Consider the following 9,825-nt stretch of genomic DNA (forward strand, 5'->3'; position numbering starts at 1 on the left):
GATCCTAGCGGCTGGAACGGATCATTAAAAATCTATTATCCTGATGTCAGTGATAAGGGATTACTGATGAACGCTAGTTTCCGCCAGTTGAAGCTCTTTCTCGCCGTGGCCGAGCAGCGCAGCATCACCGCTGCGGCGCGGGTCTGCCATGTCACCCAGCCTTCGGTTTCGATGCAGCTCAAGGAGCTCACCGAATCGGTCGGCCTGCCGCTCTACGAGATGGTCGGAAAGCGTCTGGACCTCACACCCGCCGGCGAAGCGCTGGCCGAAACCGCGCGCGCCATGGTCGAGGAATGGGCGCGTTTCGAGCAGCAGGTTGACGCCATGAAGGGCCTCACCCGGGGCCGTTTGCGCGTGGCCGTGGTGAGCACCGCCAAGTACTTCGTGCCGCGCATCCTGGGCACTTTCTGCCAGCGCTACCCGGAGATCGACATCGAGTTCGAGGTGCAGAACCGCGACGGCGTGGTCGCCAACTTGCGCGCCAACCGCAACGACCTCTACATCATGTCCATCCCGCCGGAGGACATCGATATCGAGCGCCACCCCTTCCTGCCCAATCCGCTGGTGGTGATTGCTCCGCTAGCTCACCCGTTGGCCAAACGCCGCAGACTGGCGCTGACTGATCTGGCCGACGAGCGCTTCATCCTGCGCGAACGCGGCTCCGGCACGCGCACCTCCTGCGATACGCATTTCCGCAGTGCCGGCTTCAGCCCCAGGGTGAGGCTGGAGCTGGGCAGCAACGAAGCCATCAAGCAGGCCGTGGCCGGCGGGCTGGGTTTATCGGTGCTGTCGCAGCACGCGTTGTCGCCCCATCTGGAAAACGATCAGCTCGTCGTCCTGCCGGTGAGCGGTTTTCCGGTGCGCTGCAGCTGGTGGATCCTCTATCCGCGCGGCAAGCGCCTGTCGCCCATCGCGCAGGAGTTTCTGCGCCATCTGGAAGCGAGTGCGGAAGAGCTGCGTGAGCGGTTTCCAGTGCAGACCTGAGGTGGCCTTGGGGGAAATCCACACATCTATTGTGTAGCCCGGATGCAGCGCAGCGGAATCCGGAGGTCTTCCCTCCCTCAAAAAGCCCCGGATTCCGGCTTTGCCTTCATCCGGGCTTGCTATCCGGGGTGAGAGAGGGGCGCTCAACCTGCGGCGACTGGCACGGCCTCACCAATGAAATCGTCGTCGTCATCGTCGACTTCTGTGCGCTGATCCTTGGCGCTGGCAGCCTGAGCGTCGCTGGTGAGATCAATGGCGGTGAGCGCAATCAATCGGCTGCCATGGCGCAGGCGATAGCCGAACCAGATCACGAGGAACAGCGGGATGCCGATGTAGGTGGCGGCCAGCCCGATCCAGTCGATCTTGTCGGCGCTGAAGGCCTGCCAGTTTTGGCCCAGCGCGATGAGCAGGCACAGGCCGAAGGCGAACAGCGGGCCGAAGGGGAAGAAGGCCGAGCGGTAGGGCAGCTCCGCCAGATCACGGCCCTGTGCGAGCCAGGCGCGGCGGAAGCGGTAGTGGCACACGGCGATGCCGAGCCAGGCGATGAAGCCGGTCATGCCCGAGGTGTTGAGCAGCCACAGGTAGACCGTCTGGTCGCCGAAGATCGAGGTCAGGAAGCACAGCGCGCCGACCGCCGTGGTGGCGTAGAGCGCGTTGAGCGGCACGCCGTTGCGGGTGAGGCGGGCGAAGATGGCCGGTGCCTTGCCCTCGCGGGCCAGCGCATAGAGCATGCGGGTGGAGGCGTACATGCCGGAGTTGCCGGCCGAGAGGATGGCGGTGAGGATTACCGCGTTCATCACGCTGGCGGCGAAGGCGATGCCGGCGCGCTCGAAGATCAGCGTGAAGGGGCTGACGCCGATTTCGGTCACGTCGGTCTTGAGCAGGTTCGGATCGGTGTAGGGAATCAAGAGGCCGATGATCGCAATCGCCAGCACGTAGAAGAGCAGGATGCGCCAGAACACCTGGCGCACGGCGCGCGGGATGTTCTTGCCGGGGTTGTCCGACTCGCCGGCGGCGATGCCGATCAGCTCGGTGCCCTGGAAGGAGAAGCCGGCGATCATCGCCACTCCGATCAGGGCCATGATGCCGCCCGCGAAGGGCGCGTCGCCGGTGGTGAAGTTTTCCAGCGGCAGCTCGCGGCCACCCTGCAGGATGCCGAAGACCATCAGCAGGCCGACGCCGATGAAGCACAGCACGGTGACGACCTTGATCAGCGAGAACCAGTATTCGCCTTCGCCGAAGCCCTTCACTGAGATCGCGTTGAGGGCAAACATCACGGCAAGGAAAACGCCGCTCCACACCACGCCCGGAATCTCCGGGAACCAGTACTTCATCACGATGCTGGCGGCGGAGAGCTCCACCGCGATGGTCACGGCCCAGTTGTACCAGTAGTTCCAGCCGAGCGCGAAGCCGAAGCCCGGTTCTACGAAGCGTGCGCCATAGGTGGCGAAGGAGCCGGCCACCGGCATGTAGGCGGCCATCTCGCCGAGGCTGGTCATCAGGAAGTACACCATCAGGCCGATCAGCGCATAGCCGAGCAGGGCGCCGCCGGGGCCGGCCTGGGCAACTGTGGCGCCGGAGGCCACGAAGAGGCCGGTGCCGATCGAGCCACCGATGGCGATCATGGTGAGGTGACGGGTTTTGAGGCTGCGGCGCAGCCCGGTGGCCCCGGACGGGGCGGATGCGGGAGCATTCATGGCATGTTCCATGTGCTAGGGTCTGCTGGCCTGTATTCGGCGGATCGCGTTGAAGCGTATGGCCCGTCGCACTGCGTTGCGCTCCTTGTGTGGAGACCCACTCCACACTGTGTCGCGCGCCTTGTTCCGCACCCCAATCACCGCGAGCGCGACCGACGAATACAGGTCAGCAGACCCTTTCCGGCCGCCGACACCACAAGCCAGCAGGGCAGGAAAAGCGCGGATGCTAGCACCATGCGACCACGTATGCCTTGCTCAGAGCAGGGTCAGATGTCTTGCACAGGTGATGCGTGGTTTGCTGCGGCTACATCCCGCGCGTGACGACTTCAAGCTTCAGCTCGCGCGTCTCGCCGTTCTTCATGCGTACGCTGAGGATCAGCGGCAGCTTGTCGCCGGCCTTGATGGCCTGCTTGAGGCCTTGCAGCACGAAGTGCTCGCTGACCGGTGTGAGCTGCACCCGTTTGCGGGCGGGCAGGGTGATCGAATCGACCTTGACCGAGCGCATCGGCCCACCATCAAAGGTGATTTGCATGTCGCGCATTTCCACCTGATTTGCCAATGGCGAGCTGGCGGCAACGATCACGGCTTCTTCTTCGCTGAACAGCTCCATGTAGGCCATGGTGGTGCGCGAGGATTCGAGAATGCCTTTGGCCCAAGGCTGGCTCACCTTGATTTCGCCTGCCTGCGCCAGATTGGCGAGCAGCCCCAGTAACAACGCGGCGCCGAGTTTGCGCATGATCTTCCCCTTCAAGCTTTGCGTCGCATGATAAACCGTGCTCGCGCTATGCTTGCGGGCATTCCTGTCCCGATCTCGCCGGAGCCCGCATGCTCAACTCCATTCTCGCCATCAGTGCCGGCGCTTCACTCGGTGCCGTGCTGCGCTGGCTGTTGGGCACTTCGCTGAACGCGCTGTTCCCGGCCATCCCGCCCGGCACCTTGCTGGCGAACCTGATCGGTGGCTACCTGATCGGCCTCGCGGTGGCCTTCTTCGGCCAGCATGCCGGGCTGGCGCCGGAGTGGCGGCTGTTTGTGATCACCGGTTTTCTTGGCGGGCTGACCACCTTCTCGACCTTCTCCGCTGAAGTCACCACGCTCCTGCAGCAGGGCCGGATGCTGATGGCGGGCGCGGCCATTGCCGTGCATGTGCTGGGCTCGCTGGCCGCCACGCTGGCCGGGCTGGCCAGTTTCGCGCTGTTTCGCGCCAACTGAGCCAGCGCGAAGTCTGCGCACAGGCTTTACTGAAAGCAGCGCCAGCACTTTCAACAGGAGCTGTGTGATGCAAGGCTTTCAACTGAGTTTCTTCACCCGCCAAGACCACAAGCATGCGGGTCTGCCGCTGGCCGAATGGCTGCTGCAGGAGGCGCGCCGTCTCGGCCTCGGCGGCGCCACCCTGATTGCCGCCAGCGAAGGCTTCGGTCATCACGGCAAGCTGCATTCGGCACATTTCGTCGAGCTCGCCGACCAGCCGCAGGAGGTTACCCTGGCGGTCAGTGCAGCCGATGCCGAACGTTTCTTTGCGCGTCTCGCGGAAGAAGGCATCAAGGTGTTCTATGTGAAGACGCCGATCGAGTTCGGCATCACGGGTGCGGGCTAGCGCATCCTTTTTCATCCTGCTGCGTCTCCCCGGTGAACACATCTGTTTTTCAACGAGGATGCAGCCATGCTGGCCCGCCATTTTCCCGCCCTGAATCCACTCCATCGCTGGCTCGCTGCGCTTGCGCTGCTGATTCCGCTGTGGTGGTTTGTCTACGGCCAGCTTGATGCCGCCGCCAACGGGCTGGTGAGCGCACTGGGCCTCACGCGTCAGACCCACTTCGGCGAAGCCCTGCATTTCTTCTTCTACGACACGCCCAAGGTGCTGATGCTGCTCTTCGGCGTGGTGTTCGTGATGGGCGTGGTGCAGACCTTCTTCGCGCCGGAACGCACGCGTGCGCTGCTCTCTGGCAAGCGTCTGGGCGTCGGCAATGTCCTCGCCGCTTCGCTGGGCATCGTCACTCCGTTCTGTTCCTGTTCGGCGGTGCCGCTGTTCATCGGCTTTCTGTCGGCTGGCGTGCCACTGGGGGTGACCTTCTCTTTCCTGATCTCGGCGCCGATGGTCAATGAAGTGGCGCTGGTGCTGCTCTTCGGCCTCTTCGGCTGGCAGGTCGCAGTGCTGTATCTGAGCCTCGGGCTGACGGTGGCGGTCGTGGCCGGGTTGGTGATTGGCCAGCTGAACATGGAGCGGCATCTGGAAGACTGGGTGCAGCAGATCGCGCGGGGGGCGGCGTACGTGCCGGATGAGCAGATCAGCTGGGTGGCCCGCTTCGAGACCGGTGCGCGCCATGTGCGTGAGATCGTCGGCAAGGTGTGGCCATACGTGCTGGCCGGCATCGCGCTGGGTGCCGGTATCCACGGCTATGTGCCGGAGGATTTCATGGCCGCGATCATGGGGCGTGATGCCTGGTGGTCCGTGCTGGTGGCCGTGCTGCTCGGCGTGCCCATGTACACCAATGCTGCCGGCATCATTCCGGTGGTGCAGGCCCTGCTTGGAAAAGGTGCTGCGCTGGGCACTGTGCTGGCTTTCATGATGAGCGTGATCGCGCTTTCGGCACCCGAGATGATCATCCTGCGCCGCGCACTCAAACCACGCCTGATCGCTACTTTTGCCGGGGTGGTGGCGGGCGGGATCATGCTTGTTGGCTATGTTTTCAACCTCGTCCTGTAAGGAGGCATCACCATGAAAGTTACCGTTTACGGACCGGGCTGTGCCCGTTGCCAGAAAACTGCCGAAGTCGTGCAGCAGGTGCTCGTTGCGCGCGGCATCCCCGTTGAGCTCGAAAAGGTCACCGATTACGCGGCGATGGCCGTGGCTGGCGTGATGGCCACGCCCGGCGTGGCGCTGGATGGCCGGCTGGTGAGCACCGGCAAACTGCCGACAGTGGCCGAGGTGGAGAGCTGGCTGGGCTGAAGCGGCTACACTGCCGACATGCGCGCTTACCTGCTTCTGCCCGTCCTGTTTCTGCTCGCCTCCTGCATCGTGGTGCCGCGCACCGAGGTGATCTACGATCCGCAGTGCCAGATCCAGTTCAAGCAGATGCGTTTTGACGTGCTGGAGGGCAGCGGCAGTGGTGCGGGCCTGAATTGCCGCACCAGTGCGGATTGCCTTGGATCACTGGTCCTGATCGGTGGGGTGTCGGCCGCCTCGGCGGTGATCTCCGGCAGCATCGTGATCGTCGGCAACACCATCTACTGGCTCGAAAAGCAGGGCCGTTGCCTAGCCGGGCCACCGGCTACGCTGCCGGATGCCGGGCAGGCTCCTAAGTCCTGAGTAGGCTGCGGCCACGGCGCCCGGGCGTGGCGCTGCGCTATCCTGTGGTCCTGAAAAGAGAGGCTGCCGTCGTGATCAGCAGCCCGCATTCCGCACCACGGGTGCAGCCCTGAAGCAGAGACTATGAATACTCCACATCGTCCGGACGGCGCCACCGCGCCGGCCTGGTGGCGGGCCTTCCTGCCTGCCCGCACGCCGATCAATGCCCGCGAACGCCTGCGCACCGTCGTCGGCGGCCTGCTTGGCATCGCGCTCACGGCCCTGCTGAGCCATCTTGCCAGCCGCAGCTTCGGCGCAGCGGTGTGGCTGGTGGCGCCGATGGGGGCCAGCGCGGTGCTGGTCTTCGCCGCGCCGGCCAGCCCGATGGCTCAGCCCTGGGCGGTGGTGGCCGGCAATACGGTGTCAGCGCTGGTCGGCATCGCGATGTTCCATTTCACGGCCGCGCTGGGCATGCCTGAGCTCACCGCCGGCCTCGCCGTGGCCGGCGCGATTGCCGCCATGCTGGCCCTGCGCTGCCTGCACCCGCCGGGCGGGGCGAGCGCGTTGCTGATGGCGCTGAACGGCATCAGCAGCCCGCTCTTCGCGTTCTATCCGGTGCTGCTGAATTCCGTGCTGCTGGTGGCCGCCGGCATTGCCTACAACCACGCCACGCGCCGGCCCTATCCGCATCCCCAGATTGTGGCGCCGAAGCCGGCCGAGGCCGGGCTGGATGCGGACCTTGACGCGGTGCTGGCGCATTACAACCAGGTGCTGGACATCAGCCGCGACGACCTCAAGGCCTTGCTCGCCGAGACCAGTCTGCGCAGCTATCAGCGCCAGCTCGCTGAGTTGCGCTGCAGCGATGTGATGTCGCGCACGCTGATTACTGTCGAGTTCGGCACCTCCTTGCAGGAAGCCTGGGCCTTGTTGCGCGAGAAGCGCATCAAGGCCCTGCCGGTGGTGGACAACTTCCAGCGTCTGGTCGGCATCGTGACCCTGGCGGACTTCATGCGCGCCGCCGAGCTGGACGCCTTTGAAGGCATGGACAGCAAGCTGCGTCAGTTGCTGCGCCCGACACCGGGGCCAAATTCAAGCAAGCCCGAAGTCGTCGGCCAGATCATGACGCGCAAGGTGCGCGTGGCCAGCGAGCAGCGCCACCTCGCCGAGCTGCTGCCGCTCTTCGGCAGCACCGGCCACCACCACATTCCCATCATTGGCTCGGGTGAGCGCCTGGTCGGCATCATCACCCAGTCCGATCTGGTGACGGCGCTGAGCCGGGCCGGTCAGGGCGCGGGCTGAGTGGCCGGTTTGCGGCGTAGCCGCTCCAGCCAGCGCAGCTGGCCTGGCTCCAGCAGCATGATCAGGTTGCCGGCCACCGCACAGGCGATGCCCAACACGGTCCACAGCTGCCACACGAAGCCCTCGAAGAAGGCCGACAGGATCAGCGCCAGGATCGGCACCGCCACTGCCACGTAACCGGCGCGCCCGGCTCCGATGCGGCCGAGCAGGGTGAAGTAGGCGGCGAAGGCGAACACCGAGCCGAACAGCGCCAGATACAGCAGCGAGAGGATGTAGCCGGGGCGCGTATCGAATGCCAGGCTCTGGCCCTTGGCCAGCGCGATCAGCAGCGCGGTAGCACCGCCGAGGATCATCGCCCAGCCGGTGCCGGCCAGCAGCGGCACGCCGTGCTGATGCTGGCGTTGGGCGACCAGATTGCCGATCGAGGCCAGTACGGCGGCACTGAGGCCACAGGCCACGCCGAGCCAGCCGGAGGCGTCATCCACCGTGCTGAGCTCGGGCCAGAACACCAGCACGATGCCGAGGCAGCCAAGGCCCGCGCCGAGCAGGGATTTGCCGTCCAGCCGGCGGCCGAAAGCCAGACGCATGCCGATCAGGTTGAACAGCAGCATGCTCGAATTGAGCACCGCCATCAGGCCCGAGGCGATGTGGCGCTCGGCCTCGTAAGTGAGCGTGTAGCTGATGCCGAAGAGCAGCACCCCCTGTAGCGCCACCCAGCGCAGAGTGCGCAGCGGCAGCCGGCAGGCCTCGCCGCGCCAGCGGCTCCACAGCAGAAAGAGGCCACCGGCGAGCAGGAAGCGGTAGCCCACCGAAGCGGCCGGATCCACCGTGCCGAGCTGGAAAGTGATCGCCATCCAGGTCGAACCCCAGATCAGGCTGGCGATGGCATACAGGAAGGAACTCGGCAGAACGGCAGGCACGGCGTGCTCCACACACAAAAACGCAGTCTGCACGTGTGCATCTCTGATGGCTATGGACAGTGGCGCCGCGGTGGCCCGGTCCCGCCGCCGGCACAGTTTGCTGCATTCGCCTGACAGAAGGCCGGAACCATTGCGTGGCGTCCGGCTCGAAGCGCAGCAACCCTGCAAACCTTGTTCCGGAGTGGCCTCCATGCTGTCCGAGCTGATTCATGCGCGTCCCCGCCTGGTGCTGCTGGCCCTGGGCATTTTCTGTCTGGTTTCTGTTGGCGCAGCAGTGCTGCTGGGCCATCTTTTCGCGCTCGAAGTCTGTGCGATGTGCTGGTTCCAGCGCCTGGCTTTCCTCACCGCCGGGACCGGCTTTCTGCTTGCGGCGGCCGCGCCGCGTGCTGCGATCCTGACCCAGCGCCTCGGCGAACTGGGCCTGCTGATCGGGCTGGCCAGCGCGGCGCGCCAGAGCTGGTTGCTGCTGCATCCGGCCGAGGCCAGCGGCCACTGTGGTGCCGGCCTGCTCTATTACCTGCAGATTGGTAACTACGAAGCCTTCCTGCAGGCAGGCCTGCTCGGTGGCGTGGAGTGTGCCGAAAACCAGCCCCTGCTGCTGGGCCTGTATCTGCCGCAATGGAGCCTGCTGGCCTTCTGCAGCATCGGCGCGTTGTATCTGATCTGGTGGCTGAGCCAGCGCCGGGCCCTGCCGGCGCGCTGAACGGCAGGCTATCCTGAGGCCATGCGCGACCTCAAAACTACCGACCTGAACCTGCTCAAGGCGCTCGATGCCCTGCTCGACGAGCGCAGCGTGACCCGCGCAGCCGAGCGCTTGAATGTCACCCAGCCGGCCATGAGCGGCATGCTCACGCGGCTGCGCAATGGCTTTGCTGACCCGCTCTTCGTGCGCAGCCAGCGCGGCATCGTCCCGACCGAGCGTGCGCTGGAACTGGCCGCGCCGCTCAAGCAGATCCTCGGCGAGATCGATGCCTTGCTGCAGCCGGTGCGCTTTGATCCGCTGGCGGCAGATTTCACGCTGCGGGTAGCAGCTACCGACTATGCCTTACGCGCGGTGGCCGTACCGTTTCTCGCTGCCCTGAGGGTGCGGGCGCCTGGCATCCGGTTGGCCCTGCTGCCGCTGCGTGAGGGCGAACTGTCGGCGCAGCTGGAGCGCGGCGAGCTGGATCTGGCCCTGCTCACGCCTGAGAGCAGCCCGCCTGAGTTGCATGCGCGGCGTCTGTTCGACGAAAGCTATGTCTGCGTGATGCGCGCCGATCACCCGGCGGCGCAAGCGCCGGTGCTGAGCCTGGACGCGTTCTGTGCGCTGGAGCACGCCCTGGTGTCCTACACCGGCGGGGGCTTCAGCGGCGTGACCGATGTGGCACTGGCTCAGCTGGGGCGCACGCGGCGGGTCAGCCTGTCGGTGCAGAGCTTCCTGGTTCTGCCCGAGATCCTGCGTGCCAGCGATCTCGTGGCGGTGCTGCCGCGCCGCTTGGTGGCGGGCTTGGCGGGGCTCGTCCTGTGCGAGCCGCCGCTGGCGATCCCGGGCTTCACCAAGCTGCTGGTTTGGCATCCGCGCAGCCACAGCGACCCCGGCCAGCGCTGGTTGCGCGAGCTGCTGGTGGAGCGCTGTGGCGCGGAGGCTCGCTGAGGGGGC

The 9,825-nt window shown here is 65.5% G+C and carries 12 protein-coding genes; 9 read left to right on the top strand and 3 right to left on the bottom strand.

Translation table 11 applies throughout. From position 1 onward, the window contains the following. Positions 1 to 66: 66 nt before the first annotated feature. Positions 67 to 984, top strand: a complete 918-nt coding sequence (locus Q3Y64_RS10000; protein WP_303561467.1) for a LysR family transcriptional regulator — start codon at positions 67 to 69, stop codon at positions 982 to 984. Between the two features lie 143 nt (positions 985 to 1,127). Here Q3Y64_RS10000 and Q3Y64_RS10005 read toward each other — a convergent pair whose 3' ends face one another. Further along, on the bottom strand, positions 1,128 to 2,681 hold the full coding sequence (locus tag Q3Y64_RS10005; RefSeq protein WP_303561469.1) for an amino acid permease: 1,554 nt from the start codon (positions 2,679 to 2,681) through the stop codon (positions 1,128 to 1,130). Between the two features lie 304 nt (positions 2,682 to 2,985). Continuing rightward, positions 2,986 to 3,417, bottom strand: a complete 432-nt coding sequence (locus Q3Y64_RS10010) for a copper chaperone PCu(A)C (protein ID WP_101940533.1) — start codon at positions 3,415 to 3,417, stop codon at positions 2,986 to 2,988. A gap of 89 nt (positions 3,418 to 3,506) precedes the next feature. Between Q3Y64_RS10010 and crcB the strand changes: the two genes are divergently transcribed. The 6 genes from crcB to Q3Y64_RS10040 all read left to right on the top strand — a co-directional run bounded on the left by crcB (position 3,507) and on the right by Q3Y64_RS10040 (position 7,266). Continuing rightward, a complete protein-coding gene (crcB, locus tag Q3Y64_RS10015) occupies positions 3,507 to 3,890 on the top strand; it encodes a fluoride efflux transporter CrcB (RefSeq protein ID WP_303561473.1) in 384 nt (127 codons plus the stop codon). Between the two features lie 67 nt (positions 3,891 to 3,957). Further along, positions 3,958 to 4,275 carry a DUF190 domain-containing protein gene (locus tag Q3Y64_RS10020; RefSeq protein WP_101940535.1) on the top strand — a complete coding sequence of 106 codons (318 nt, stop codon included), beginning with the start codon at positions 3,958 to 3,960 and terminating at the stop codon, positions 4,273 to 4,275. A 66-nt stretch (positions 4,276 to 4,341) separates the two neighbouring features. Further along, positions 4,342 to 5,385, top strand: coding sequence for a permease (locus Q3Y64_RS10025; protein WP_303561476.1), 1,044 nt, complete (start codon positions 4,342 to 4,344; stop codon positions 5,383 to 5,385). A 12-nt stretch (positions 5,386 to 5,397) separates the two neighbouring features. Next, entirely contained in the window at positions 5,398 to 5,628 is a 231-nt protein-coding gene (locus Q3Y64_RS10030; protein ID WP_170022101.1) for a thioredoxin family protein, read from the top strand. Between the two features lie 18 nt (positions 5,629 to 5,646). Next, positions 5,647 to 5,988: a hypothetical protein gene (locus tag Q3Y64_RS10035; RefSeq protein ID WP_303561479.1), complete on the top strand. Its 342-nt coding sequence runs from the start codon at positions 5,647 to 5,649 to the stop codon at positions 5,986 to 5,988. 123 nt (positions 5,989 to 6,111) lie between these two features. Next, entirely contained in the window at positions 6,112 to 7,266 is a 1,155-nt protein-coding gene (locus Q3Y64_RS10040; RefSeq protein ID WP_303561480.1) for an HPP family protein, read from the top strand. On the opposite strand, the gene Q3Y64_RS10045 is transcribed toward Q3Y64_RS10040, so the two are convergent. Continuing rightward, positions 7,251 to 8,186, bottom strand: coding sequence for a DMT family transporter (locus Q3Y64_RS10045; protein ID WP_303561482.1), 936 nt, complete (start codon positions 8,184 to 8,186; stop codon positions 7,251 to 7,253). The two genes, Q3Y64_RS10040 and Q3Y64_RS10045, sit on opposite strands and share 16 nt — an antisense overlap. Before the next feature lie 190 nt (positions 8,187 to 8,376). Here Q3Y64_RS10045 and Q3Y64_RS10050 point away from each other — a divergent pair, with 190 nt between their 5' ends. Next, positions 8,377 to 8,889 carry a disulfide bond formation protein B gene (locus Q3Y64_RS10050; protein ID WP_158239099.1) on the top strand — a complete coding sequence of 171 codons (513 nt, stop codon included), beginning with the start codon at positions 8,377 to 8,379 and terminating at the stop codon, positions 8,887 to 8,889. Between the two features lie 21 nt (positions 8,890 to 8,910). Next, positions 8,911 to 9,819, top strand: a complete 909-nt coding sequence (locus tag Q3Y64_RS10055; protein WP_303561484.1) for a LysR family transcriptional regulator — start codon at positions 8,911 to 8,913, stop codon at positions 9,817 to 9,819. Positions 9,820 to 9,825 lie beyond the last annotated feature (6 nt).

It is taken from the genome of Uliginosibacterium sp. 31-12 (assembly GCF_030548425.1).
GTDB classification, from domain to species: Bacteria; Pseudomonadota; Gammaproteobacteria; order Burkholderiales; family Rhodocyclaceae; genus Uliginosibacterium; species Uliginosibacterium aquaticum.